Raw genomic sequence first — 24,984 nt, forward strand, 5'->3', positions numbered from 1 at the left:
GCGCGCGGCGTGGGTTCGCGCCGGCGGGTCCGGTGGGGCGGACGCTCAGCCGAGGAGCGTGCCGCCGGTGGCGTCGACGAAGGACCCGGTGATCCAGCGGGCCTCGTCGGTGGCGAGGAAGGCCACCACGTCGGCCACGTCCTCCGGCTCGCCCACCCGGTTGAAGGCGGACAGCGAGGCCATCTGCTCGACCGCTTCGGGGATGTCGAAGACGGGGTTGCCGTTGCGGGTGATGCCGGGCGCCACGGAGTTGATGGTGATGCCCCGGGGGCCCAGCGCCTTCGCGAAGTGCAGGGCGAGCTGTTCGAGCGCCCCCTTGCTCATCGCGTACGCGATCTCGTCCGGGTTCGCGAAACGGGTCAGGCCGGAGGAGATGTTGATGACGCGGCCGCCGTCGGGCCTGTTCCGCAGCGCCCGCTGGATCAGGAAGAACGGGGCCTTCGCGTTGACCGCGAAGATCCGGTCGAACTGGTCGGGGGTGATGTCGGCCGGGCCGACGCCCCCCATCACCCCGGCGTTGTTGACCAGGATGTGCAGGTCGGTACTGCCGGTGCGGTCCAGGAGGTCCGCTTCCAGGGCGGTGAACAGGGCCTCCGCGTCCCCGGGGACGCCGAGTTCGGCCCGGACTCGTCGCCGTCCACTACCAGTCCGATACCGCTGGTCGCACCGGTGACGACGGCAACCCGCTTGCCCTGCTCCGGCATGTCTCTGGTCTCCAAAACAGAGAAGGGAAAGCGGAGGTGGGGGGCGGGCGGTCGCCGCGGCGGTGCACCGGCCGCCCGCCCGCGGGGTGTTCCTAGGCGTCGACGAGGGCGCTCAAGGACGCGTTGATGGCCGCGACCAGGGCCCGGGGCGTCGGGTTGTCGGTGAAGACGTCGTCGTCGAGCGTGATGCCGAACTCGCGCTCGATGCGCCCACCGGTCTCCAGCAGCGCCAGGGACTCGTAGCCCAGCGTCTCGAACTCTCTGTCGAGGACGTCGCCGTCGAGGTCGACGCCCTCGTCCGCGCCCGCACCCTCCAGGAGGATGCGCTTGAGGTCGTCGGAGGTGAATTCCTGCTTGGACACAATGGATCCCTTCATCGGAATTCCGCGGCCGGGGGATGCGGCGGCGGTCACAGCAGGCGCCCGCCCGGACCCGTCGAAGTGACGGGGCGGGCGCCGGTTCAGGGCGCCGTCAGTCGAGGGCGCGCAGCACGACCGCGGAGTTGAAACCGCCGCGGCCCCGGGCGAGGACCAGCGCGGTACGGACCGAGGCCGTGCGCGACCGGACGGTCACCAGGTCGAGGTCGTACGCGCCGGACAGCTCCACATTGGTGGTGGGCGGGATCAGGCCCTCCCGCATGGCGAGGACCGCCGAGACCACGTCGATCGGCGCCCCGCCGGAGTTGATCCGCCCGGTCATCGTCTTGGGCACGGTGACGGGGACCGCGCGCGGGCCGAAGACCGCCGTGATGGCCTCGGCCTCCTCGCGGTCGAGGCGCGGGCTGGCCGCCCCGTCGGCGAAGACCACGTCGACCTCGGCCGGGTGGCAGTCCGCGTCCGCGAGCGCGATGTCGATGGCCCGGCGCAGTCCCGGCTCCCGGGCGCTGCCCGGCTTGGGGTCGAGGGTGGCGCCGTAGCCGGCGAACTCCCCGTAGACGGTGCTCGCGCCGCGCTCCCGGGCGCTGTCCTCGTCCTCCAGGATCAGCATGGCCCCGCCCTCGCCGGGGACGTAGCCGGCCGCGTCGTCGTCGAAGGGCAGGTAGGCCCGCTCGGGTTCGTCGCTCGTGGACATGAGGCCGTTGTGCAGGTGGGAGGCCCAGCCCAGGGAGCAGATCGGCGCGTCGAAGCCTCCCGTGGCGATCAGCCGGCTGCCCTTGCGGAGCCGGCGGCGGGCCTGGGCGAGGGCGTCGAGACCGCCGGCCTGGTCGCTGATGACCACCCCGACCGGGCCGCGCAGCCCGTGGCGGATGGAGATCTGGCCGCTGTTGACGGCGTAGGACCAGGCGAAGGACTGGTACGCGCTGACGTGCTTGACGCCTTCGCTCCAGAGCTTGCGCAGCTCGTTCTCGGCGAATTCGAAGCCCCCGGCTCCGGCCGCGGTGACCACGCCCATCGCGTACGGGTCGACCGTGCCCGGCTCGATCCCGGCGTCGGCGAAGGCGCAGTCGGCGGCGACGAGGGCGAGCTGGGTGACCCGGTCCGTCTGCGGGACGAGCCGGCCCGGCAGGTGTTCCCCGGGGTCGAACCCGTGGATCTCCCCCGCCAGGCGGGAGGGGTGGGCGGAGGCGTCGAAGCGGGTCACGGGCCCGATCGCGTTCTTGCCGATGCGGGTGGCCGACCAGAAGTCCTCCACGCCGAGCCCGCTGGGGGCGGCCACGCCGATGCCGGTGACCAGGGTCCTCGCGTTCATGCGGTTCTCCTTTCGGGCCGGGTCAGCACCATCGCGCTGTGGAACCCGCCGAATCCGCTGCTGACGGTGAGGACGGCATCGGTGCGGTGCTCCCGCGCGACGAGCGGTACGTAGTCGAGGTCGCACTCCGGATCGGGCGTGCGCAGGTTGGCGGTGGGCGGCACCACGTGGTGCTCCATCGCGAGGACGGAGGCGGCGATCTCCATGGAGCCGACGGATCCCAGCGAGTGCCCGATCATCGACTTGACCGAGCTCACGGGGGTCTCGTAGGCGTGCCGGCCGAGGGCCAGCTTGTACGCGGCGGTCTCGTGGAGGTCGTTCTGCCGGGTGCCGGAGCCGTGGGCGTTGACGTAGTCCACGTCGCCCGGATCCAGCCGGGCCTCGTCCAGGGCCACGGTGATGGCCTCGGCCAGCTCCCGGCCGTCGGGGCGCAGGCCCGTCATGTGGAAGGCGCTGGCCCGGGAGGCGTAGCCGGCGATCTCGGCGTAGACGTGTGCGCCCCGGCGGCGGGCCGCGTCGAGCTCCTCCAGGACGAACACGGCCGCGCCCTCGCCGAGGACGAAGCCCTTGCGGGTGGCGTCGAAGGGGCGCGAGGCCGTCTCCGGTTCGTCGTTGAGGGCGGTCGTCGCCTTGATCGCGTCGAAGCAGGCCAGCGTGAGCGGGCTGATGGGGGCGTCGGTGGCGCCGGTGAGCACGACGTCGGCGCTGCCCTCGCGGATCAGGTCGACGGCGTGCGCGACCGAGTCGACCCCGGAGGTGCAGCCGGTGGAGACCACCGTGGAGGGTCCCTCGGCGCCGACCTCCCAGGCCACTTCGGTGGCGAAGGAGCTGGGCACGAAGTGGTCGTAGAGGTGGCCCGGCGCGTACATGTGCTCCACCTGGGCGACCCGTCCGTCGTCGCTGGCCACGCGGTAGGCCGTGTCCAGGCTGCCGATGGCCCCGACGCCGGTGCCCATGCTGACGCCGGTGCGGTGCGGGTCGAAGCCGGCGAGGTCGAGACCGCTGTCGGCCAGCGCCTCGCGGGCGGCGACCACGCCGAACTGGGTGGCGCGGTCCATGCGGCGCACCGCCCGGGAGGTCAGCCCGTGCTGTTCGGGGTGGAAGTCCACCTCGGCGGCCACCCGGGAGCGGAAGTCGGCGGGATCGAAGAGGGTGATCCCGCGGGTGGCGGTGCGTCCCGAGGTCAGCAGGTTCCAGAAGGCACCGGTGCCGATGCCGCCCGGCGCCAGCACTCCGATCCCCGTGATCACTACCCGGCGGGTCACCGGTACGGCCCTCCCCTCGTATCGGCCCGGACGGGGCTCACCGCGAGGCCGACCAGTCGTAGAAGCGCGTGGCCATGGCGTCGGCCGGGGTGCGCCAGGTGGCGGGGTCGTACGGCTGGATGAAGGGCAGCAGGTCGTGGCTGATCTTCATGAAGCGCGGGTCGGTGCGCGACTCCTGGATGCGCTGGCCGCCGTCGTCCTCGGCGAAGTCCTGGAGGTGGAAGTACAGGCCCTTGTACATGAACAGGCGGCGACGCAGGGTACCCATCCGCTCCGGCATGTCGGTCTGGTCGAACTCGGCGAACAGCTGGGCGACTTGGTCGCTCGACATGCTGTCCATCCGCGCCACGATGAGGTTGCTGTGCGTCATCCGAGGTCTCTTTCGTGCGTCGGGATGTTCGGGGGGTCGTGAGGAGGCGAAGACAGGGGGCGGGCGGTCAGGGCTGGTAGAGGCGGATGAAGTCCGCCACCCCGTCCGCGATGAGGGCGTCGGCCTCGTCCCGCGGCACCGGCAGGGCGCCGAGGAAGGAGCGCTGGACGACGGTGGAGGGGACGAGCAGGATGAAACGTTCCGCCGCCTGGTCCTCGTCGGTGATGTCCAGCAGGCCGAGAACGGCCAGGCGCCGGAGCCGGCGGGCCAGTTCGCGGCGGGCCTGGCGGGGGCCGGCGGCCTGCCACTTCTCGACGGCCCCGGCCGGCAGCCGGGCGACCTCGGCGCTGATGTGGCGGACGATGGCGAAGTGCTCGCGGAAGGCCTCCAGCGGCGCGAGCCAGGCCCGGCCGAGCGCGACGAGGTCCCCTTCGAGGTCGGTGATCTCCTCCAGGTGGCTGTCGGCGACGGCGGCGAGGGCGGCGGCCACCGAGGCGGAGCTGTCCAGGAGCACGCCGAGCAACAGCCGCTCGTGGTCGGGGAAGTGCCGCGCGAGCACGTCCATCGGTACGCCCGCCTCGGCCGCGGTGGCTTCGGGGGAACAGCGCGTCCAGCCCTCGCGGGCCAGCACCGTACGGGCGGCCCAGACGATCTCCCGGCGCTCCCCCGCCGGTCCGGAGGGGGCGCGCTCGACGGTTGCCAGGGGCGTTGCCATGGGGTGGTCTCTCCTCGTGAGGTGCTCGGGACTGCTCGAAAAACACACATCGCCCGCCCGGCCCCACCCCGACGACCGCCGCCGGCCCCCGCCGTCAGGCGTCACACGGACCGGCGTCACACCGGAAACCCCCGCCGGCCGGGCGTCACGCCGGGCCGAACCAGCGCTCCAGCGCCATCGGCAGGTCGTGGTGGCTGCCGGGCGCGGCCCAGGCCACGTACCCGTCGGGCCGGATCAGCAGCGCGGTGGTGTCCTGCGGCACCTCGCCCCCGGCCGGGCCGTCGGGGCGGGCCGTGACGGTGTCGACCCGGTCGGACCACGCGGCGGCGCGCTGGCGCAGCTTCGGGTTGTCCGCCAGGTCCAGCAGGACGCCGCGCGCGCAGTGCAGCAGCGCGGTGCTGGAGGTCCGCCCCTCGGGACCGGCCAGTTCGAGGCGGGGCATCCGGCGGCCCAGCAGGGGGTGGCGCCGGATGCCCCGCCTCGTAGCGGATCTCCAGGCCGGTGACCATCGCCGCGCGGTGCCGGGCGACGTCCTCGTACCCCATGAGCTCGCGCAGCGCATCCCGCAGCGGCTGCACCTCCGCGCCGGCTCAGGAACAGCAGCCCCTGCGCCCGGGTGTTCATCAGCAGCCGCCGGCCGACCGGGTGCCGCTCGCCGTGGTAGGTGTCCAGCAGGCCGTGCGGGGCCTGGCCCCGCACCACGGAGGCCGGCTTCCAGCCGAGGTTGACCGCGTCCTGGATCCCGGTGTTCATGCCCTGCCCGCCCGCCGGCAGGTGGATGTGCGCCGCGTCCCCGGCCAGCAGCACCCGGCCGCGCCGGTACTCGGTGACCCGCCGGGCCGCGTCCCCGAAGGCGCTCACCCACACCGGCTCGGCGGCCGAGATGTCCTCGCCGGTCAGCCGCTGCCACGCGGCCGCGACCTCCGCGAAGGCGGGCGGGCTCGCGCGCCGCCGCGGCGGGGTACCGCGTTCGCAGACGACGATCCGGGTGGTGCCGCCGGGCAGCGGGCCCGCCATCACCATGCCGCCGGGCAGGCTCTCGCCGATCATGCGGGGCTTGAGCTCGACGCCCCTGATGTCGGCGAGGCACATCTCCATGGTGGCCGCCGAGCCGGGGAAGTCGAAGCCGGCGGCCTTGCGCACCGTACTGCGCCCGCCGTCGCACCCGACCAGCCACGCCGCGCGCAGCGTCCGCGTGCCGCCGGGGCCGCGCACCTCGACGTCGACGCCCTCGCCGTCGTCGTGCAGCGACAGCACCTCGTGGCCGCGCCGCACGTCGGCCCCCAGGCCCGTGGCCCAGTCCTCCAGGTGCGGGCGAGGATGCCGCGCTGGTCGAAGGTCTCCAGCGTGCGCGTGGTGAAGCCGAGGCCGCGCGATGCGCCTGTGCGCCGCTCCAGCCGTTCCAAGACGACGATGACCGGTGCGTCCATCACGTCTCCTCGAATTCGCCTCCGGAGACAGTGCACCGGATCTTGACTACAAGGTTCTTCGGAGCCGGGCAGCCGTTCAATGGGGCTGGATTCAGGACTCGGTCAGGTTCCACAAGGGACTCTCCGCTGCGTCGGAGTACGGCCAAGGGAATGTCAAGACCACGTCAGCCCGGCCGGTCGCGGCGCCCGCCCGGACACGATGAAGGGCCCCGCGGAACACACCCGCGGAGCCCTTGGGAAGTACGCCGGATCAGGCGCGCGCCGCCGCCCTGCGGGCGAAGCAGGCGCGGACGTCCGCCTCGTGGTAGTAGGTGCGCCCCGCCCGGCCCTGCCGGCGCCACCGCTGCTCGCTCGCCAGCCGGTAGACGGTGCCCGTCGGGGTGTGCCACAGCTGCGCGATGTCGGCGGCGGTGAGCCAGCGTTCGGTGGCCGGCGCGGCGGCCGCGGCCACCGGCCCGGCCCCGAGGGAGTCGCTCAGCTCGCTCCACTGCTCGCTGGTCCAGCGGTGGGCCGGGTCGGTGTCACAGGCGACCGCCCGGTCGGCGCCGGGCGCCGCGCCGCGTACGTGTACGGACAGGGCGAGTGCGCCGGGGCAGCCGGGCTCGGGGCAGGCGCCGAGGCGGATGGTGCGGACCGGTTCGGGGTAGGCCGCGCGGCGTCCGGCCCGGACCAGCCGGGCGGTCTCCCGGGAGGCCTCGCCGGCCGCCGGGTGGGCGGCGAGCCAGTCGGCGTTGCGCAGCAGGAAGGCGGTGAGGGCGGCCACGGTGCGCGGCGGCGGCGTCAGGCCGCGCTGCTGCGCCACCAGCCCGCTCCAGGAGCCGAGTACGGAGACCATCCGGGCCCGCGCGTCCGCGGCCGCGCCGTTGAAGGGCAGCCCGGTCGCCGCGCCGCCGGTGGTCCGCTCGCGCAGGCTGCCGGGGCCCGCGCCGCCGAGGACCCGGCCGCACTCCTCGTAGAGACGGGCCACTTCGCCGAGGTCCGCCGCGAGGTGCTCACGGCAGGGACGGCACAGCCGGCTGCCCTGGGCCGCCGCTCGCCGCCGGGTGGGCCCGCCGGCGTTCTCGCCCCGGCAGCCTTCCCCGTGGCACAGCGCCGTCACCGTCATGTCGTTCCCCTCGGGTCGTCTTCGTGTTCCGTACGGCGGCCCGGCCGGGGCGGGCGAGCAGTCAGTCAGGCAGGCAGGCAGGCGGACAGTCAGTCAGGCGGTCAGCGAGCCAGACAGAGGGGCGCGCAGGCGGCTAACCCTGGCCGAAGCGGAATCCGACGCCGCGGATCGTGATGATCCAGCCGGCGCCGATCTTGTTGCGCAGGGTGCTGACGTGCGTGTCGACGGTCCGGCGGGACCAGGAGTCGCCCCACACCTGCTGCATCAGCATCTTGCGCGGTATGACGGTGTCCGGATGCGACGCGAGGAGGTAGAGCATGTCGAACTCCTTGCGGGTGGTCTCGACGGGTACGCCGTCCAGGGTCACCTCGCGCGTCCCCGAGTCGATCCGCAGCGGCCCGCGGCTGATGGTGGCGGCGACGGGCCGGGTCGGGCGCGCCCGCCGCATGACCGCCTCCATGCGCGCCATCAGCTCGCGGAACCCGTAGGGCTTGGCCAGGTAGTCGTCGGCGCCCGCCTGCAGGCCGAGGACCCGGTCGAGCTCGCTGCCCCGGCCGGTGACCGCTATGACGGGGATCTCGTGGGCCGCGCGGATGCCCCGGCAGACCTCCAGCCCGTCCAGGTCGGGCAGTTCCAGGTCGAGGAGGACCAGGTCGGCGTCGGCGTAGGCGCGCAGCGCCGCGCCGCCGGTGCCCACGATGTCGACCTCGTGCCCGTGACGGCGCAGGCCGCGCGCCAGTGTCTCGGCCTCGGCCGCATTGCTCTCCACGATGAGGATCCGCCACAGCGCGGACTGGGCCGGCGTGTGGTGCGTTGGTCTGAGGCCTTCGGCCGCCCTGAAACCGCCGTTCGCCACCGTGGTGGCCGTGTGAGGTTCCAGTACAGCAAGGGTCCGCTGGTTCATCTGCCCCCCTCCCTCGAACTCGGTTGGGTCAACGCCCCGAAGATACAAACCGCTTCGTCGGTTTGTCAAAGGCCTCAGTTTGCGAGAAGGTTCACGAAAAATGGGCTAAATCGGGCCACCAGGGCGGGGGAACTGCCGCAAAACCGGCCATGAAGGCCGACCCTGCTTCCATTCCAAAACCAACGGGGCGGTTTAATAATGGAAAGAAACTGATACGGGAGCTATGCGTGATCAAACAAGAACGCGCCGTCCGGACCCGTCGCGCGCTGATCGAATCGGCCGCGACGGTGTTCGGACGGCGCGGGTACCGAGAGGCGACGCTGAACATGATCAGCGTCGGAGCCGGAGTCAGCCCGGGCGCGCTGCACTTCCACTTCGAGAACAAGGCGGCCGTCGCGGCGGCCGTCGAGTCCGCGGGCGCGCGCGCCCTGCGCGCGGCCGCCCGGGACGTCTACGAGCGGCGCACCTGCGCCCTCCAGGCCCTCGCCGACAGCTCCCAGGCCCTCGCCGGACTGCTCGTCGCCGACGTGGTGGCCCGCGCCGGCTTCCAGCTCGGCCGCGAGCCGATGTACCGGTCGTCCCACGCCCTGCCCGGGGAGTGGCACACGTACGTGCAACTGCTGCTGACGGAGGCCGAGGAGGAGGGCTCGCTGCTGCCCGGCCTCAACCGCCACAGCGTCACGACGACGGTGGTCGCCGCCACGCTCGGCTTCGAAGCGCTCGGCCGCGACGACCCGCAGTGGCTCGCGGCGCGTACGGTGGCCGGGTTCTGGCGGGTCGTCATGCCCTGCCTGGCGGCCCCGGCCACCCTGCGGATGCTGGAGGGCGCGGGCCGCGGCGGCTGACCGGCCGGCGGGCACACGGGGCGGCCCGCGCCCCGCCCCCCCGGACCACGGGGTGCGGGCCACGGGCCCCGATCCTTCGTACGCCGACCGGCGCGGCCGCACCAAGGCCGCCCGGCCCCGCGCACACCGGCCGAAGGCCGCCCGGCCCCGCGCAAACCGCCGCCGACGGGCTCCCGCCCGCCCCCGCTCACACCGGCCGCAGGCTCCTGACCGCCTCGCGCGCGTACTGCTGCGCGGGCTCCAGCACCGCCCGGCTCTCGCGCCCGAGCACCTCCCGCACGTACCGGCCCGCCCGCGCGAGCTCCGTACCGGGGCCCATCACCCGCTCCACCGCGTCCTCGTCCAGCAGCACGTCGTGCCGGCACACCACGGTGACGCCCGTGGCGTCCGGTTCGACGGACCACTCCCCGGCGTGCGCGGCCAGCAGCGGGTGCGGCGCGGTCTGCTTGAAGACGATCCGCCCGGCCGCCGGGAAGCACACCCGCAGCGTCTGCGTCGGGTACACGGAGCCGTCGTCGGCGAGGCTGACCAGGCCGGCGCGCTGCACGCCGGGACGGTCCTCGGCGACCTCGGCGCCCACCACGTGCGCGACCCGCCCGGGCCAGGAGCCGATCTGGTGCAGGAACGCGTAGACCGGCTCGGCCGGTCCCTGGACGCGTACGGACTCCTCGAAGGACAGCGTCAGGGCGTCGAGCCGCCGCCGGCGTTCGGCGAGCGCGCGGAAGCGGCCGAGGACCGCCTTCGCACCGCCGCGCGCGGACTCCAGCACCCGCTCCACGTCCGCCGCGCGGTTCCCGGCGACGGTGAAGTCCTGCTCCAGGGTCAGCCGCGACCAGCCGGGGGCCAGTTCCTCCACGCTCCAGGCACCGCCGGCCGAGGTGACGGGCGCCGCGGGCCGCTCCCGGCGGAAGCCGACGCGCCGCTGGTGCGCGTCCAGGGTCCGCCGCCACAGTGCCGGGCGCGGGCTCCCGTCCACGACCGCCCACTGGGAGTACCGGTCCGTGGTCCCGTCGAAGTCCAGTCTCTCCACGTGCACGGTGTCCGGCAGGAACAGCGGCCACGGCGTGGTGTCGGCCACCAGGTCGTACAGCACCCCGGCCGGCGCGGCCGCGTCGACCGCGTGCGACATCCGGTGTACTCGCTCGACAGACATCAGACACCCCTCTCAACGCTTGACGCAGAGTGTGTCCGTATCCGCCGGAGCCGCCTTGGAATGTGACTCGAACCGGGGCCGCGCCGTCAGACGACGGCGGCCCGGCTATCCAGGACCCCGTTGACGAGCCGCAGGAAGCGGCGGGGGGTGTCGGCGAGTTCGAGGAGCTCCCCGTCCAGGAGGATGTCGTACTTCCGCTCGATGGAGCCGGTGGTCTGCAGGACGGAGAGACAGTCGTAGCCGAGCTCGATCCAGTACAGGTCCTGGACGTCGTCGGTCAGTTCGACGCAGTCGTCCTCGCCGCCCCACACCCGCAGGATGCGGGTCAGGTCGGTGAGCTCCAGCCGGTCCATGGGTTGCCTCTCTCCTCGTCCGCCGGGGCGGCGACGCACACCGGGTCGCGAAGAGCCTGACCTGCCCCGCTGGAGGGCCGCTCACCCGGCGGCCCAGCCGCGCTGGAGCCTTCTCCCCGGCCGCGGGCCCGGCCCTACGCCGCGTAGAGGTCGAAGGTCGAGCTGCGGCGCGGGCCCGCCGCCACGTCGAGCGCGGGGTCCACCCGGAGCATCGCCTGGTGCAGCCGCTGGAGCTGCTGCGAGGGCTCGACGCCCAGTTCGCCGATCAGCCGGCCCCGGAGCCTGCGGTACACGTCGAGCGCGGTCGCCTGCCGGCCCGAGCGGTAGAGCGCGACCATCGCCTGCGAGTGCAGCCCCTCGTGCTGGGGGTTGCGGGCCATCAGCTCGGTGAGTTCGGCGAGGAGTTCGGTGTGCCGCCCCAGCCGCAGGTCCACGTCGATGCGCCGCTCGGTGGTCACCAGCCGGCTCTCCGCCAGCCGCAGCACCTCGATCTCCAGGATCGGCCCGACCTTGACGTCGACCAGGGCCGGCCCCTGCCACAGGTCGAGGGCCCGGCGCAGCAGGAGCGCCGCGCGCTCGTCGTCGCCGTCGTCGAAGGCGGCCTGGCCGCCCGCCACGAGGGCCTCGTACGCGTGGACGTCCACGGACTCCTGCGGGATCTGGAGCAGGTAGCCGCCGTGCCGGGTCGCGAGCACGTCCTTGGCCGTGCCCGGGGCGCCCGGCCCCATCGCGGTGCCGAGCCGGCGGCGCAGCTGGAGGATGTACGTCTGGAGGGTGGTGAGGGCGCTCTCCGGGAGCTTGGTCCCCCAGATCTCCTCCATCAGGGTCGGCACGGGCATCACCCGGCCCGGGTAGAGCGCGAGGAGCGCCAGGATCTGACGCGGCTTGCCCGCCGTAGGAACGATCGATGCCCCGTTGACCTCGGCACTCAACGGACCCAGAACCTGAATCTCCACGGTCTCCCGTCTCCCCTCCGTGTATTTCGTCGAGATACTCTCGGTTTTCCGTATTCGACGTGCTGACGGTAAGCCAGCTCGGGCGCCGGTCACCGCGTCCTCAAGCCGACGTCGAGCAGATCTCCGCGCCGGGCGAACCGTCGGCGGATTCGAAACCGCCGCTTCCGTTCAGACCCCGGAATCCGTGCGCGACCTGTGGATCAGGTCTGCCAGCTGAATTCCGGTTACCGGGTTCGAAATTTCTTTCCCCGGTTTTCCGTAAGGCTCTGTGAATGAGCGGCGCATGATCATTCGAGGAACGCCGGAACGCTCGGAGGGCGGACCCGGTCAGCCGACCCGGGCCAGCCGCTTGCGCGTGTTCTCCGGGGATTCCGCCGGGTTCTCGGGGCCGCTCATCAGGATCGAGCGCTGCAGGCTGCGCAGGGCGGAGGAGGGCTCGATGCCGAGCTCGCGCACGAGCGTGCCGCGCAGCCGCTGGTACACGTTGAGGGCCTCGCCGCGGCGGCCGGAGCGGTGCAGGGCGAGCATGAACTGCCCGTGCAGGTTCTCGTGGATACGGTAGCGGCTGGCCAGTACGGTCAGTTCCGCGAGCAGTTCGCGGTGCCGGCCGAGCCGCAGGTCGGCCTCGATGCGCTGGTCGAGCGCGCACAGCCGGGTCTCCTCCAGGCGCCGCGTCTCCATGTCCAGCTGGACGCCGCCGTCCACGTCGGCGAAGGCCGGCCCGGACCAGAGCGCGAGCGCCTCGCGCAGCAGCCGCGCGGCTCCCGGGAAGTCACCGGCGTCCATGGCCCGGTAGCCCATGCCCGCCAGCCGGTCGAACTCGCGGACGTCGCTGGTCCCGCCGGCGCTGCTGAGCATGTAGCCGCCGGGCAGGGTGACGAGCACGTCCTTGGGGGTCCGCGTCCCGTCGGTGCCCTCCAGGGCGGTGGCGATCAGCCCGCGCAGCTGGAGCACGTAGGTCTGGAGCGTCGTACGGGCACTGCGCGGCGGCTTCTCCCCCCACAGCTCCTCGATCAGGGCGGCGACCGGGACCACCTGGTCGGCGTGGAGCGCGAGCAGGGCCAGCACCTGACGGGGCTTCGCCGCGGTCGGCGTGATGGAGACCCCGTTCTCCCGAACGGTCAGTGCGCCCAGTACATCGATGTCCACGCCGTACTCCCCTGCTTCGTCCATGGATGAGCTCTCGACTTTCGCTGGAATGAGGAAAAAACAGCCGGGCCGGTTTGTCAATAGCAAACCGGCTGTACCGTTTTCTGACCTCCGGCACCTCCGCCCGCCCCACGCAAACGCCTCCGACCTGGCCTTCCTCCCCTCCACCCCGGCCCGCCGGGCCGTCCAGAGACCCCTGAGACCGGGCAGAAAAGCCCTGGAGAGGGGCGTCTTGCAGCCAGGAAACGGCCGAGAACCGACCACCTGGTTGGCCAGCCCCTGGCAAGGCACCCGGGCGCAGACCGGCCCGGAAGCCCCTTCAGACCGCTCCCGGACCCCCGCATGCAGGCCCACGCCCCCTCTACAAACCGCTCTAGCGGTTTGCTCGTCCGTCCGCGCGCTCAGGAGTGGGTCGAGGAGCGGCCGAACCCCACTGGTCCGGCGCTGGAGACGGCGCGGCCCACCGCCCCGCACGCGGCGGCCTCCCGGGGCCGTTCGGGCCACGTCCCGCACCCGGCCCCCGCGCCCGAGCACCCGGAACGGCCGCCGCCCCCGACACCTGACCCCGGGGCGCCGATGGCCGGTTCACCCGCCGGCGGGCGGGCGCCGAGCGCGGCACGGGGCGCTGGCATATGCGGAATTCTTCGCGAACGCTAAGGGCTAATACCCTCGCCCCCCGTACGCCCCAACAGCCACGGGGGAGGGTTCACGGGGCGGCTTCCCGCCGGGCCGCAAAGAAACCCGCGCGCTGCGAATCGGTCACTTCCCGGCACCAAGGCTTCACCGGACGTCCGACAACCGACCCGAGCACATCTCCCGGTCCCCTTGAGATGGTTCCGTGCGCATGGCGGAGATCCGACGCCCCATGAGGGGGGTGGGCCGGCGGCGGCAAGGGAGTCACCCGTGGCCGGAATAGGCCACTCCACATAATTCGGGATCGTGAGTCGTGATCCCTCTGGATAAAAAACCGGTTGGTATATATTTTTCTCGCAGTCACACCTGTAACTGGCCAGCGCTGTCTAGGGGGAACAATGAGCGCGAGCACGTTTCAAGTAGAGCGCACAGCGATCAACGAGCCGGCCTGGCGGACGGCCGCTCCACCGCTCGACCGGCGCGAGCGCGACCTCCGCTTCTCGTCGCTGACCTCGACGGTTCCGAAGGAATTAGTACACCGCGCCTCGGTGGCCGAGGTCCTGCTCACGGACTGGGAGCGGATCGGCCCCAACCACTTCACCGTCAGCGCCCAGTGGCCCCGCTGCCACAGCTTCTTCACCCCCGTGGCCGGCCACCACGATCCGCTCATGTGCGTCGAAACGATTCGCCAGATCGGCAGCCTGCTGGGCCACGCCGAGTTCGGGATCCCCTTCGGCCACCACTTCCTGCTCTGGGACCTCGACATCACCGTCGACCCGGAGCACCTCCGGGTCGCCGGCACCCCCGCCTCCCTGGACATCGACGTCACCTGCACGGAGGTCAGACGGCGGGGCGGCGAGATGGGCGGGATGACCTACGACGCCGTGGTCCGCCGCGAGGGCCACGTCGTGGCCACCGGGCGGGTCTCCTACACCTGCACCACCCCGGCCGTATACCGGCGCATACGCCCCGCCCACACCCTGCTGCCCGAGCACAAGCCGCTGCCGCTGACGGCTCCCGTCGCACCGCAGAGCGTCGGCCGGCTGTCGCCGACCGACGTCGTCCTCTCCCCGCTCGCCGAGCCGGACACCTGGCAGCTGAGGGTGGACCCGAACCACCCCGTCCTCTTCGACCACCCCGTGGACCACGTGCCGGGCATGGTGCTGCTGGAGTCCGCCCGGCAGGCCGCGGCCGCCGCCCTCGGCCGTTCCGCCCTGCTCCCGGTCACCGTCTCCGGCGACTTCAAGCGGTACGCCGAACTCGACGTGCCCTGCGTCATCACCGCCGAGCGCCTGCACGACGGCGCCCCCGGCGAAACGGAGACGGTGGTCGTGTCGGGCCATCAGGACGGCAGCCTCGTCTTCACCTCCACCGTGGTGGCGGCTCCCTACATAGGCTGACCAGTCCCAGCCGAGACCCGCTCGAAGAACGCCAGATGGGCCGCGGCCCACTGCCGGAACGAGCGGGCCGGCCTGCCCACCACCTCCCGGACCGTGTCCACCACCCCGGCCTTGGCCCCGGCGCGCTGCCGCTCGGCGCTGCACAGCAGCGCCTGCGCCACGGCCGCCGGATACCGGGCGCTCCACACGGCGCGGGCCTGCTCGGGCTCCCATTCCTCGAACCGCAGCGGACGGCCCAACACGGCGGAGAGCTGGGCCGTCTGCTCCACCGCGGTGAGCGCCTCGGGCCCGGTCAGGGTGTGCGCGCGCCCGGTGTGGCCGGGCTCGGTGAACGCGCGTACGGCCACCTCCGCGATGTCGGCGGGATCGACGCAGGCGTTCGCCGAGGTCCCGTACAGCCCCCGCACGACACCGTCCGCACGCACCGACCCGGCCCAGGACAGGGCGTTGGACATGAAGGAGCGGGGACGCAGCAGCGTCCACTCCATCCCCGATCCGCGCAGGGCCTCCTCGTTCTCCCGCTGCCAGCGGGTGATGAGGTCGTCGGCCCGCTCGTCCTCGACGGCGGCCGCGGAGAGCTTCACCACGTGCCGCACCCCGGCGGCCCGGGCGGCCGTCAGGAACCGCGCGTCGTCGTCCCGGCCGACGCGGCTGGTCACCAGGAAGACCTGGTCCACGCCCCGTACGGCCCGGGCGAGCGAGGCCGGGTCGTCGAAGTCGCCGTGGACGGCCGTGGCCGTCGGGGCCAGCCCCGCGAGACGTTCCGGTTGCCGCGCCATGGCCCGTACCGCCGGGCCGCGGCCGATGCGGCGCAGCACCTCCCGTCCTACCGTTCCGGTGGCCCCCGTCACGAGAATCATGGTGTGTCCTTCGGGTCGTGCGCCCGCCTTGCACGGCGCGCGGGGTTGGCGTAAGGGTTACCCGCTGTAAGATACGTACGGGACGGGCGGTTTGCACCAGGGCTTCCGACGCTCCGAGAATCCTGTGAAGGAAAGGAGCCACAGTGGCTGAGCAAGTACGCGCCATCCGCACCCGCCAGGCGATCCTCACCGCAGCGGCCAAGATCTTCGAAGAACACGGCTACCAGGCGGCCACCATCTCCCAAATCCTCGCCACGGCGGGGGTGACGAAGGGTGCTCTCTACTTCCACTTCCAGTCGAAGGAGGACCTCGCCTTCGGGGTCCTGGCCGCGCAGAACCAGAATCTGCCCCTCCCCGAGCGCGCCATCAAGATGCAGGGGATCGTGGACATCGTCATGCTCCACACCTACCGCCTGCAGACCGACCCCATGGTCCGCGCGAGCGTACGGCTGACGATGGACCAGCGCGCCACGGGCCTCGACCGCAGCGGACCGTTCCGCGGCTGGGCGGTACCGGTGCGCGAGGCCCTGGAGCAGGCCCAGCGCCAGGGTGAACTGCTCCCGCAGATCGATCCGGCGGAGACCGCCGACGTCATCGTCGGCGCCTACGCGGGCATCCAGTCGATGTCCCACGCCGTCGCCGACTACGCGGACCTCATCTCCCGGGTCGCCGCGCTGCTGCGCCACCTGCTGCCCAGCATCGTGCAGTCCTCCGTCCTCACCTCCGTGGACATCTCGGAGAGCCGGGGGCAGCACGTCTACGAGGAGGCCCTCTCCCTGGCACAGGAGCCCGTCGACGAGCCCGAGCGCGCGGCCGGCTGACCTGCGGGACCCGTAAAAATACCGGGTGCGCCGTTCCCTCGGGCTGAGATGCTGGAGCGCATGATCAGCTCATCACTGCGCCTGGCCCCGGTCACCCCGGAGAACTTCGACGCCGTGTGCGCCGTCCGCGTGCACCCGCGCCAGGAGCATCTCGTCTCCCCCGTCCAGAAGTCGCTGGCCGAGGCCTGGGTCCACGGGGACACCGCCTGGCCGCGGGCCGTGCTGGACGGGGACGAGGTCGTCGGCTTCGTCATGGCCTTCGTCGACCTCGTCTGGGATCCGGCGAAGGACCCGGAGCACCGCCGCTCGGGCCTGTGGCGCCTGAACATCGACGGCGGCCGGCAGCGCAAGGGCTACGGCCGCTTCGCTGTGGGGGCGGTCCTCGACGAGCTCCGCCGGCGCGGGGCGCGGCGGGCGTACGTCAGCTGGGACACCGGCGAGGGCACCCCCGAACCCTTCTACGCGGGCCTCGGCTTCCGCCCCACCGGCGAGTTCAGCGGCGGCCAGACCGTCGGCGCCCTCGACCTGACGTAGCCGGAACCGCGCCCCCGGCCGCCGGCTCAGCTCAGCTCAGCACCACCGTGGCCGCGTTCCCCGCCAGGGCCGGCGAAGCGCCCGCGCGGAACTCCTGCGGGCTCACCCCGCGCACCCGCTTGAAGGCCGTCGACAGCGCGAACGCGCTCCCGTAGCCCACCCGGCGGGCCACCGTCGCCACCGTGGCGTCCCGCTCGCGCAGCAGATCGGCCGCCAGGGCGAGCCGCCAGCCCGTCAGGTAGGCCACCGGCGGCTCCCCGACCAGCTCCGTGAAGCGGCGTGCCAGCGCGGCCCGCGACACCCCCGCCCGCCGCGCGAGTTCGGCGACGGTCCAGCCGTGCGCGGGGTCCTCGTGCAGCAGCCGCAGGGCGGCCCCGACGACGGGATCGCCCTGGGCCCGGTGCCAGGCCGGGGCGCCCGGACCGGGGGCGGCGAGCCAGGCCCGCAGGACCCCGATCAGCAGCAGGTCCAGCAGCCGGTCCAGGACGAGTTCCTGCCCGGGCTCGTCCCGGGCCACCTCCGAGGCCAGCAGCCCGATCAGGGTGGCGTCGGCGGACCCGGCCGGGCGCACCAGCACCGTCGGCAGCGTCCCCAGCAGCCGCCGCCCGACCTCGCTCGGCGCCTGGTAGGTGCCGCTCAGCACCACCGAGGCGCCGGGCCCCTCGTGGTCGTCGCCCCAGGTCCGCACCCCCCGGGCCAGGGACTCGGTGACGTCCACGCCCGACTCCGTGCTGCACCGCTGGTCCGGGCCGATCGTGATCCCCGGCCCCGGGGTGTCCGGGCCGTCGGCGAGCACGTACGGCACGGGTCCCCGTACGACCGCCACGTCGCCGGGCCCGATCGCGACCGGCTCCCCGTCGTCCGGCAGCAGCCAGGCCGCGCCGCGCAGCAGCGCGATCACCGACAGCGGGGCCCGGTCCTGCACCCGCAGCGACCAGGGCGGGTTCAGGACGGACTTGAGCAGATGGGCGCCCCGCGCCTTGGGCCCGTCCAGCAGCGAGGTAAGCATGTCCATGCCCCCCATCCTCCCTCCCGCCGCCACCGCCGCCGCCACCGCTCAGTGGTCCCAGACGCCGCTCGCCGCCGCCTCGCGGGCGTAGTCGGCGAAGTCCCTCGGCTCTCGCCCCAGCACCTCGCGGACCCCGTCGACCAGGTGCGCGTTGCGCCCGTCCAGGATCACCGTGAACAGCTCCACCAGTTCCTCCGGCAGCCCGTTCGCGCGCAGCACCGCCCGGTAGTCCTCCGGGGAGACGGGCACGTACGCGATCTCGCGCCCGGTCGCCTTCGACAGCTCGGCGGCGACCTCGTGCAGGCCGAGCAGGCGCGGTCCGGACAGCTCGTACGTCCGCCCGACGTGCCGGTCGTCGGTGAGCGCGGCCACCACCACGTCGGCGATGTCGTCGGCGTCGACGAACGGTTCGACCGCGTCCGCGACCGGCAGGGCCAGCTCCCCGGCCCGTACGGAGTCCACGAAGATGCTCTCGTCGAAGTTCTGGTGGAACCAGCTGGCGCGGACCACGGTCCACTCGGCGCCCGGCACCTTCAGCCGCTCCTCGCAGCGCTCGGCCTCCTCCTCGCCGCGTCCGGACAGCAGCACCAGCCGCCGGGCCCCGGCGGCCACCGCCGCCTCGGCCAGGGCGCCGATCTGGTCGGGCGCCCCCGGGACGGAGAGGTCGGGCTGGTAGGTGACGTACACCCGGTCCGTGCCCGCCAGCGCGGCCGCCCAGCCGGCCGGCTCGTTCCAGTCGAACGCGGGCGATCCGCCGCGCGACCCGACCCGTACGGCCATTCCCCGCCGGCGCAGCCGCTCCACGACCCGTCGCCCGGTCTTGCCCCGCCCCCCGATGACCAGGGTGGTCCGCCCGTCGCCCGTCCCGTTCACGTCGCCCGTCCCGTACTCGTTCTCGTACTCGTTCTCGTTGTTCGTCATGCGACCAGTCAAGCGCCGACCGCCGAGACGGAACATCGCCGAGAAGCTCATCCGCATACGCGAGCGTCCAGCGGCCGTCCCGCACAAACCCGGGTGCGCGCTGGCCACGGGGCGCATTAAGGTCGACTCCCGTGGAACCGCTCAGTGACCTACAGATCCGCTCATCTTTCGTGAACTGCTCGAAGGGCGAGGCCGCCCGGCTGCGCCTGCCCCTCGACTTCGCCGAACTGCCCTGGCAGGACCTTGACTTCCTCGGCTGGGTCGATCCGGGTGCACCCCTGCGCGCCCACATCGTGCTGCCCGGCCCCGAAGGCCCGCTCGGCATCTCCCTGCGCGTGCCCTCCGTGGGCCGCACCAGCGCGCTCAAGTCGAGCATCTGCCAGATCTGCCTGACCGGGCACGCCTCCTCCGGGACCACCCTGCTCGCCGCGCCCCTGGCGGGCGTCCGCGGCCGCCAGGGCAACACGGTCGGCACGTACATCTGCGCCGACCTCGCCTGCTCCCTCTACGTCCGCGGCAAGCGGCAGCCGAAGCTGCGCACCACGCGTTACGAGGAGTCGCTGACCCTGGACGAGCGGCTCGCGCGCATGCGGGGAAACCTGGACGCCTTCGCCACCAAGATCACCGCGGGCTGAAACCGGCGCGCGGAATGTGATCACATGACGGTATGACGAGGACTCTCTACCTGCTCTGCTCCGCCGCCCCGCCCGTCTTCGACGTGGCCCATGTGATCGAGGATGCCCAGGCGCGCGGCTGGGACGTGTGCCTGGGCCTGACCCCGGCGGCGGCGCAGTGGGTGGCGGGGAGCCTCGACGGCCTCGCCGCCCTGACCGGCAACCCGGTGCGCTGGCAGTACAAGCTGCCCGGCGAGCCGGACGTGTGGCCGCCCGCCGACGCCCTGCTCTTCGCCCCGGTCACCTTCAACTCGGTCAACTCCTGGGCCCTCGGCCTCACCGACCGCCTCGTCGTCGGGATCGCCGCCGAGGCCCTGGGCAAGGGCACCCCGATCGTCGCCGTCCCGTGCGCGAACACCGCCCTCGCCGCCCATCCCCGCTTCGAGCAGTCCCTCGCCACCCTACGCGCCGCCGGCGCCGAACTCCTCTACGGCGAGAACGGCTTCGTCCCCGGCCCCCCGGGCATCGACGCCCCGCCCGCCTTCCCCTGGCACGCCGCCCTCGACGCGGTGGACCGCACCCGCGCCCCGCAGCCCTGACCGGGGCCCGGCACTACTCCCCGGTGGCCCCGCCGATCACCTCGCGCAGCAGATCGGCGTGCCCGTTGTGCCGGGCGTACTCCTCGATCATGTGGGCCAGCACGTAGTGCAGGGAGTACGCCTGCCCCTCGTGGTGCCCCCGCGCGTCGAGGGATCCGGCGGCCTCCACGATCGCCCGCGACCGCGCGCAGGTGTCCTCCCAGATCCGGAACGACCCGGCGACGTCCGCGTCCTCGACGTGGAACTCCGTCCACTCACCCGCCTCGTTCCTCGGGAAGTAGCCGCGTACGTCCTCGCCGGCCAGCACGTTGCGGAACCAGCCGCGCTCGACCTCTGCCAGGTGCCGCACCAGCCCGAGCAGGCTCAGCCCGGACGGCGGCACGGCCCTGCGCCGCAACTGCTCGTCCGTCAGGCCCGCGCACTTCTTCCTCAGGGTGTCGCGCTGCCACTGCAGGACGCTGGTGAGGGTCGCCCGTTCGTCACCGGTCAGCACGGGAGGGGGCCGCTGTTCGCTGTTCATCCGGTGATGATCACACCGCCCCGCGCCCGGCCCCGGGGCATTTCACATGCCGGACGCCCCGCCGCCCCGCCCGGCCGTCCCGCCGCCCCGCCCGGCCGCGCGCAGGTCCCGGAAGAACTCCCGTACGTCCCCCACCAGCAGCTCCGGCACCTCCATCGCCGGGAAGTGCCCGCCCCTCTCGTACGAGGTCCAGCGCACGATGGCGTCGGTGCGCGCGGCGATGTGCCGCAGCGGGATGAAGTTGTCCCGGGGGAAGTCCGCGAGGGCCGTCGGGGTCGCCGACACCTGCGGCGGCCGCCCGTGGTAGTCGGCGTGGGCGCGCTCGTAGTAGAGGCGGGCCGCCGAACCGGCCGTCCCGGTCAGCCAGTACAGCATCACGTTGGTCAGCAGCTGGTCCCGGTCCACCGGGCAGCGCGGGTCCGCCCACTCCGCGAACTTCTCCCCGATCCAGGCCAGCAGCCCGGCCGGCGAGTCGTTCAGCCCGTACGCGAGGGTCTGCGGCCGGGTCGCCTGGATGTCCGCGTAGCCCTGCCGCTCCCGCGCCCACACCCGGTACCGCTCCCAGGAGGCCCGCGTCCGCTCCCGCTCGGCCGGGCTCAGCGCGGCCAGTTCCGCCTCATCGGGCTCGGCGGTGGCCCCCGCCCCCGGCAGCAGGTTCAGGTGCACGCCGATGACCCGCCCCGGCAGCAGCCGGCCCAGCTCGCGCGAGACCGCCGCGCCCCAGTCACCGCCCTGGACCCCGTACGCCCCGTACCCGAGGCGCTCCATCAGGACCCCGAAGGCCCGCGCGACCCGCTTGAACTCCCAGCCGGTCGAGGTCGTCGGCCCGGACAGGCCGAAGCCGGGGATGCTCGGCAGCACGAGGTGGAAGGCGTCGGCCGGGTCCCCGCCGTGCGCCCGCGGATCGGTCAGCGGCCCCGCGACGCGCTGGAACTCCACGAAGGACCCCGGCCAGCCGTGCGTCATCAGCAGCGGCGTGGCGTCCGGCTCGGGCGAGCGGAGATGCGCGAAGTGCACCCGCGCCCCGTCGATGACGGTGGTGAACTGCGGCCACCGGTTCAGCCGGGCCTCAGCGGCCCGCCAGTCGTACTCCTCGCGCCAGTAGCGCACGAGTTCCCGCATCTCGCCCAGCGGCATCCCGTACGCCCACCCGACGCCGTCGAGCTCATCGGGCCACCGCACCCGGCGCAGCCGCCCGTCGAGATCGTCGAGCTCCTCCCGCGCCACATCGACCCGGAACGGGACCAGCCCCACACCTCGATCTCCCATCCCCCCACCCTGCCACCCGCCCCGCCGCTACCCCACCTCGGGGACGACCGCGGTGTTCTGGCAGGCCGTCAGCAGCCAGCGTCCGTCCTTCTCCCGGGAAACCACGTACAGGGGCGCGCCCTCGCTCTCCGCGTCCGGTGACCGGTAGCGCTGACGCACCTTGACCGCCGCGACGTCGGGCCGGACGAAGAGCACGTGGTCCACCTCGTAGGTGACCTGCCCGTCCCAGTCCGCCGCCGGCAGCACCGCACGCGTGAACTCCGCGATCGCGTCGAAGCCGATGAGGACCTTCCCGTGGGCCGTCGTCCAGACCGCGTCCGGGTGGAAGAGGCTGAGGAACTCCTCCGGGTCCTTGTTCCGCTGGGAACGCTCGACCGCGGCGACGAGCCGCCCGATCGCTTCGACGTCGGCGGCGTGCGCCGCGCTCTTGGTGTCCATGCCCGTGATCCTCATACCTCGACCGCACTTGATGTCAACCGCCCCGGAAGGGCCCCCCACCGGCTCAGGCGGCATAGAGGTCGAAGGTGGACCCCCGCTTGGGACCGGCCGCGACGTCCAGGGCCGGATCCACCGCCAGCATCGCCTGGTGCAGCCGCCTCAGCTGCGGCGACGGCTCGACGCCCAGCTCCCCGACCAGCCGGCCGCGCAGCCGCCGGAACACGTCCAGGGCCGTGGCCTGCCGCCCGGACCGGTACAGCGCCACCATCAGCTGCGAGTGCAGCCCCTCGTGCTGCGGATGACGCGCGGTCAGCTCCGTCAGCTCGGCGAGCACTTCGGAGTGCCGCCCGAGCCGCAGATCGACGTCGATGCGCCGCTCCACCGCCACCAGCCGGCTCGCCTCCAGCCGCAGCACCTCGATCTCCAGCACCGGCCCCACCCGTACGTCGACCAGCGCGGGCCCCCGCCACAGCGCGAGCGCCTCCCGCAGCAGGTCGGCCGCGGTCCGGTCGTCGCCGGCCTCGAAGGCGCTCTGCCCCCGGGCGACGAGGCTCCCGTACGCGTTCACGTCGACGGACTGCGGCGGCACCTGGAGCAGGTACCCGCCGTGCCGCGTCGTGAGCACCTCCTTCGCCGCGCCCGGCCGCCCCGGCCCCATGGCGGTGCCGAGCCTGCGGCGGAGCTGGAGGACGTACGTCTGCAGCGTGGTCAGCGCGCTGGCGGGCAGGTCCTGGCCCCAGAGCTCCTCCATGAGCGTCGGCACCGGCATCACCTGCCCGGGGTGCAGCGCCAGGAGCGCGAGGAGCTGCCGCGGCTTGGCCGCCGTCGGCACGATCGAATCCCCGTCGACCTCGGCACTCAGCGGACCCAGAACCTGGATCTTCACGGTCTCCCCCTTCGTGGTTCGTCGAATCGCACCGCTACCCGCGGCCCCCGCACCGGGGCCCGCGTCGCACATCCCCGGGCGGGACCTACACCCCGCTCCGGAGGAACTCGTAACCGCCGTAACCGCGCACACCGCTCGTCCCGGCCCCGTCGCAGGCTTCGTCACCGGCGTCCGTCCGGTACTCGCCCGCCCGGGCCCGGCCCACCAGGCTCGGCAGCAGCAGCCCCCACAGGGCGGCCACCTTCCGCCGCAGTTCCCGGTACGACAGCCCGGTCCCCGACAGCACCTCGATGCCGCAGACCGCCGCCGCCACCAGGGCTTCCGCGCTCTCCCACCGCTCGGCGGCGGACGCCGAGTCCCCGGCCGCGCCGGCCGCGCCGGCCATGGCGTCGAACGGCAGCTCGCCGGTGTCCCGCGCCAGCCGCAGCAGGTCGGAGACCGCCGCGAGCCAGGCCTCCTGGAAGTCCATCTGCGCCGACTGGTGCCCGGCGCACTCCTTGGTGATCCGGAAGCTCGCCGGGATCGCCGGTTCCTCGTGCAGCGTCCGCGCCAGCCAGTGCGTGGCGTCGATCAGCGTCTGAAGGGGCGAGGCCCCGCTCTCGTGCAGCCCGCGCACCGCGTCGCGCAGCAGGCCGCAGCCCCGGCGCTGCACGGCGTCCGCGAGCTCGTCCTTGGAGGCGAAGTGGAAGTACAGCGCCCCCTTCGTCACCCCGGCCGCGCCCGCGATCTCGCCGAGCGTGGCGTTGGCGTATCCGCTGCGGTGGAACAACTCGGCCCCGGCGCCGACCAACCGCCGACGGGTCCGCTCCGACCTCTCCTGCACCGCTCCGTCTCCTTCCGCCCCGTCCGCTCCGTCTGCGTCCGCACACCGCTCCCGGCACCCGGCACTCCGCACCCGCACCCGGCACCCGCCCGGCGATCCCGGGCCCGGCCACCGGCCCGCCGGCTCAGGCCCGTACGAGCCGGTCCGCCGCCCGTACGCCCATACCGGCCCCCGCGGCCACGGCCACCGCCGTCTTGGCGGCCCCCAGGCTCTCCGGACCGGCCATCAGGATCGACCGCTGCAACCGGCGCAGCGCGGCGGACGGCTCCAGCCCGAGGTCGCGGACGAGCGTGGCGCGCAGCCGCTGGTACACGTCCAGGGCCTCGCCGCGCCGCCCGGAACGGTGCAGGGCGATCATGAACTGCCCGTGCAGGTTCTCGTGCGTGCGGTACCGGCTCACCAGCACGGTGAGCTCCGCCAGCAGTTCCCGGTGCCGCCCGAGCTTCAGGTCGGCCTCGATGCGCTGGTCGAGCGCGCACAGCCGGATCTCCTCCAGCCGCCGCGTCTCCATGTCCAGCTGCACGCCGCCGTGCACGTCGGCGAACGCGGGCCCGGACCACAGCGCGAGCGCCTCGCGCAGCCGCTGCGCGGCGGTCGGGAAGTCCCCGGCGTCCATGGCCCGGTAGCCGAGCGCCGCCAGCCGGTCGAACTCCTTCACGTCACTCGTCCCGCCACCGCTGTTGAGCAGGTAGCCGCCGGGAAGCGTGACGAGCACGTCCTTGGCCGTCCGCTCCGCGTCGCCGCCCTCCAGGGCGGTCGCGATCAGGGCCCGCAGCTGCAGCACGTACGTCTGCAGCGTCGTCCGGGCACTGCGCGGCGGCACGGCGCCCCACAGCTCCTCGATCAGTGCCGACACCGGCACGACCTGATCGGCATGGAGGGCCAGGAGCGCCAGGACCTGCCGGGGCTTGGGGGCGGTGGGCGTGATGGAGATCCCGTTCTCCCGCACGGCGAGTGCGCCCAGTACATCGATGTCCACGTCGTACTCCCCTGTCCTTGGATGAGTCGCGAGAGCCAGT

26 protein-coding genes and 2 pseudogenes are annotated in these 24,984 nt (G+C 73.3%); 6 read left to right on the forward strand and 22 right to left on the reverse strand.

From position 1 onward, the window contains the following. Positions 1-45: 45 nt before the first annotated feature. The 9 genes and pseudogenes from ACZ6ZT_RS30820 to ACZ6ZT_RS30860 form a co-directional block, all read right to left on the reverse strand. A pseudogene (locus ACZ6ZT_RS30820) lies at positions 46-627 on the reverse strand (SDR family oxidoreductase); the annotation flags it as partial. 169 nt (positions 628-796) lie between these two features. Next, on the reverse strand, positions 797-1,066 hold the full coding sequence (locus tag ACZ6ZT_RS30825; protein WP_469723438.1) for an acyl carrier protein: 270 nt from the start codon (positions 1,064-1,066) through the stop codon (positions 797-799). Positions 1,067-1,175: 109 nt separating this feature from the next. After that, positions 1,176-2,393, reverse strand: a complete 1,218-nt coding sequence (locus ACZ6ZT_RS30830; RefSeq protein WP_469723440.1) for a ketosynthase chain-length factor — start codon at positions 2,391-2,393, stop codon at positions 1,176-1,178. Continuing rightward, positions 2,390-3,658 (reverse strand): beta-ketoacyl-[acyl-carrier-protein] synthase family protein, encoded by a 1,269-nt coding sequence (locus tag ACZ6ZT_RS30835; RefSeq protein WP_469723441.1) that lies wholly within the window; start codon positions 3,656-3,658, stop codon positions 2,390-2,392. The genes ACZ6ZT_RS30830 and ACZ6ZT_RS30835 overlap by 4 nt, the downstream gene beginning before the upstream one ends. 37 nt (positions 3,659-3,695) lie before the next feature. Continuing rightward, entirely contained in the window at positions 3,696-4,028 is a 333-nt protein-coding gene (locus ACZ6ZT_RS30840) for a TcmI family type II polyketide cyclase (protein WP_469723443.1), read from the reverse strand. A 67-nt stretch (positions 4,029-4,095) separates the two neighbouring features. Next, a complete protein-coding gene (locus ACZ6ZT_RS30845; RefSeq protein WP_469723445.1) occupies positions 4,096-4,743 on the reverse strand; it encodes a TetR/AcrR family transcriptional regulator C-terminal domain-containing protein in 648 nt (215 codons plus the stop codon). 145 nt (positions 4,744-4,888) lie between these two features. Next, positions 4,889-6,158: pseudogene (locus ACZ6ZT_RS30850) on the reverse strand (FAD-dependent monooxygenase); the annotation flags it as partial. Between the two features lie 265 nt (positions 6,159-6,423). Continuing rightward, positions 6,424-7,278 (reverse strand): hypothetical protein, encoded by an 855-nt coding sequence (locus ACZ6ZT_RS30855; RefSeq protein ID WP_469723446.1) that lies wholly within the window; start codon positions 7,276-7,278, stop codon positions 6,424-6,426. 133 nt (positions 7,279-7,411) lie between these two features. Beyond that, positions 7,412-8,182, reverse strand: a complete 771-nt coding sequence (locus ACZ6ZT_RS30860) for a response regulator transcription factor (protein WP_469723447.1) — start codon at positions 8,180-8,182, stop codon at positions 7,412-7,414. Positions 8,183-8,409: 227 nt separating this feature from the next. Here ACZ6ZT_RS30860 and ACZ6ZT_RS30865 point away from each other — a divergent pair, with 227 nt between their 5' ends. Continuing rightward, positions 8,410-9,027, forward strand: a complete 618-nt coding sequence (locus ACZ6ZT_RS30865) for a ScbR family autoregulator-binding transcription factor (protein ID WP_469723448.1) — start codon at positions 8,410-8,412, stop codon at positions 9,025-9,027. 187 nt (positions 9,028-9,214) lie between these two features. On the opposite strand, the gene ACZ6ZT_RS30870 is transcribed toward ACZ6ZT_RS30865, so the two are convergent. From ACZ6ZT_RS30870 to ACZ6ZT_RS30885, 4 genes are all read right to left on the reverse strand, one after another. Further along, positions 9,215-10,180: an aromatase/cyclase gene (locus ACZ6ZT_RS30870; RefSeq protein WP_469723449.1), complete on the reverse strand. Its 966-nt coding sequence runs from the start codon at positions 10,178-10,180 to the stop codon at positions 9,215-9,217. A gap of 86 nt (positions 10,181-10,266) precedes the next feature. Further along, positions 10,267-10,533, reverse strand: coding sequence for an acyl carrier protein (locus ACZ6ZT_RS30875; protein ID WP_469723450.1), 267 nt, complete (start codon positions 10,531-10,533; stop codon positions 10,267-10,269). Between the two features lie 134 nt (positions 10,534-10,667). Beyond that, the gene (locus tag ACZ6ZT_RS30880) at positions 10,668-11,489 is read right to left on the reverse strand and encodes an AfsR/SARP family transcriptional regulator (RefSeq protein ID WP_469723451.1); all 822 of its coding nucleotides are present in this window, start codon (positions 11,487-11,489) and stop codon (positions 10,668-10,670) included. Positions 11,490-11,816: 327 nt separating this feature from the next. Further along, positions 11,817-12,638, reverse strand: a complete 822-nt coding sequence (locus ACZ6ZT_RS30885; protein WP_469723480.1) for an AfsR/SARP family transcriptional regulator — start codon at positions 12,636-12,638, stop codon at positions 11,817-11,819. A gap of 1,031 nt (positions 12,639-13,669) precedes the next feature. Between ACZ6ZT_RS30885 and ACZ6ZT_RS30890 the strand changes: the two genes are divergently transcribed. After that, a complete protein-coding gene (locus tag ACZ6ZT_RS30890) occupies positions 13,670-14,671 on the forward strand; it encodes a ScbA/BarX family gamma-butyrolactone biosynthesis protein (RefSeq protein ID WP_469723452.1) in 1,002 nt (333 codons plus the stop codon). Here the strand turns inward: ACZ6ZT_RS30890 and ACZ6ZT_RS30895 are convergent. After that, on the reverse strand, positions 14,659-15,531 hold the full coding sequence (locus ACZ6ZT_RS30895; protein WP_469723453.1) for an SDR family oxidoreductase: 873 nt from the start codon (positions 15,529-15,531) through the stop codon (positions 14,659-14,661). The genes ACZ6ZT_RS30890 and ACZ6ZT_RS30895 overlap by 13 nt on opposite strands. A gap of 143 nt (positions 15,532-15,674) precedes the next feature. Here ACZ6ZT_RS30895 and ACZ6ZT_RS30900 point away from each other — a divergent pair, with 143 nt between their 5' ends. Both ACZ6ZT_RS30900 and ACZ6ZT_RS30905 read left to right on the forward strand, forming a co-directional pair. Beyond that, positions 15,675-16,352 (forward strand): ScbR family autoregulator-binding transcription factor, encoded by a 678-nt coding sequence (locus ACZ6ZT_RS30900; protein WP_469723454.1) that lies wholly within the window; start codon positions 15,675-15,677, stop codon positions 16,350-16,352. A gap of 60 nt (positions 16,353-16,412) precedes the next feature. Next, complete coding sequence (locus ACZ6ZT_RS30905; protein ID WP_469723455.1) at positions 16,413-16,886, forward strand: GNAT family N-acetyltransferase; 474 nt, start codon at positions 16,413-16,415, stop codon at positions 16,884-16,886. A 31-nt stretch (positions 16,887-16,917) separates the two neighbouring features. Here ACZ6ZT_RS30905 and ACZ6ZT_RS30910 read toward each other — a convergent pair whose 3' ends face one another. Both ACZ6ZT_RS30910 and ACZ6ZT_RS30915 read right to left on the reverse strand, forming a co-directional pair. Continuing rightward, positions 16,918-17,901 (reverse strand): AraC family transcriptional regulator, encoded by a 984-nt coding sequence (locus ACZ6ZT_RS30910; RefSeq protein WP_469723456.1) that lies wholly within the window; start codon positions 17,899-17,901, stop codon positions 16,918-16,920. Between the two features lie 42 nt (positions 17,902-17,943). Continuing rightward, positions 17,944-18,816: an NmrA family NAD(P)-binding protein gene (locus tag ACZ6ZT_RS30915; protein ID WP_469723457.1), complete on the reverse strand. Its 873-nt coding sequence runs from the start codon at positions 18,814-18,816 to the stop codon at positions 17,944-17,946. Positions 18,817-18,947: 131 nt separating this feature from the next. Between ACZ6ZT_RS30915 and ACZ6ZT_RS30920 the strand changes: the two genes are divergently transcribed. Next, positions 18,948-19,451, forward strand: coding sequence for an FBP domain-containing protein (locus ACZ6ZT_RS30920; protein ID WP_469723458.1), 504 nt, complete (start codon positions 18,948-18,950; stop codon positions 19,449-19,451). Positions 19,452-19,483: 32 nt separating this feature from the next. Next, positions 19,484-20,029, forward strand: coding sequence for a flavoprotein (locus ACZ6ZT_RS30925; protein ID WP_469723459.1), 546 nt, complete (start codon positions 19,484-19,486; stop codon positions 20,027-20,029). Between the two features lie 13 nt (positions 20,030-20,042). Here the strand turns inward: ACZ6ZT_RS30925 and ACZ6ZT_RS30930 are convergent, their stop codons facing one another. The 6 genes from ACZ6ZT_RS30930 to ACZ6ZT_RS30955 all read right to left on the reverse strand — a co-directional run bounded on the left by ACZ6ZT_RS30930 (position 20,043) and on the right by ACZ6ZT_RS30955 (position 24,944). Then, positions 20,043-20,549: a DinB family protein gene (locus ACZ6ZT_RS30930; RefSeq protein ID WP_469723460.1), complete on the reverse strand. Its 507-nt coding sequence runs from the start codon at positions 20,547-20,549 to the stop codon at positions 20,043-20,045. A gap of 42 nt (positions 20,550-20,591) precedes the next feature. Next, entirely contained in the window at positions 20,592-21,818 is a 1,227-nt protein-coding gene (locus tag ACZ6ZT_RS30935; protein ID WP_469723462.1) for an epoxide hydrolase family protein, read from the reverse strand. A gap of 27 nt (positions 21,819-21,845) precedes the next feature. Next, entirely contained in the window at positions 21,846-22,256 is a 411-nt protein-coding gene (locus ACZ6ZT_RS30940; protein ID WP_469723463.1) for an SgcJ/EcaC family oxidoreductase, read from the reverse strand. A gap of 64 nt (positions 22,257-22,320) precedes the next feature. Then, positions 22,321-23,142, reverse strand: a complete 822-nt coding sequence (locus ACZ6ZT_RS30945) for an AfsR/SARP family transcriptional regulator (protein WP_469723464.1) — start codon at positions 23,140-23,142, stop codon at positions 22,321-22,323. An 85-nt stretch (positions 23,143-23,227) separates the two neighbouring features. After that, on the reverse strand, positions 23,228-23,965 hold the full coding sequence (locus tag ACZ6ZT_RS30950) for a ScbR family autoregulator-binding transcription factor (protein WP_469723465.1): 738 nt from the start codon (positions 23,963-23,965) through the stop codon (positions 23,228-23,230). A gap of 124 nt (positions 23,966-24,089) precedes the next feature. Next, a complete protein-coding gene (locus ACZ6ZT_RS30955; RefSeq protein WP_469723466.1) occupies positions 24,090-24,944 on the reverse strand; it encodes an AfsR/SARP family transcriptional regulator in 855 nt (284 codons plus the stop codon). Positions 24,945-24,984 lie beyond the last annotated feature (40 nt).

This window comes from Streptomyces sp. NPDC102258, assembly GCF_055584685.1.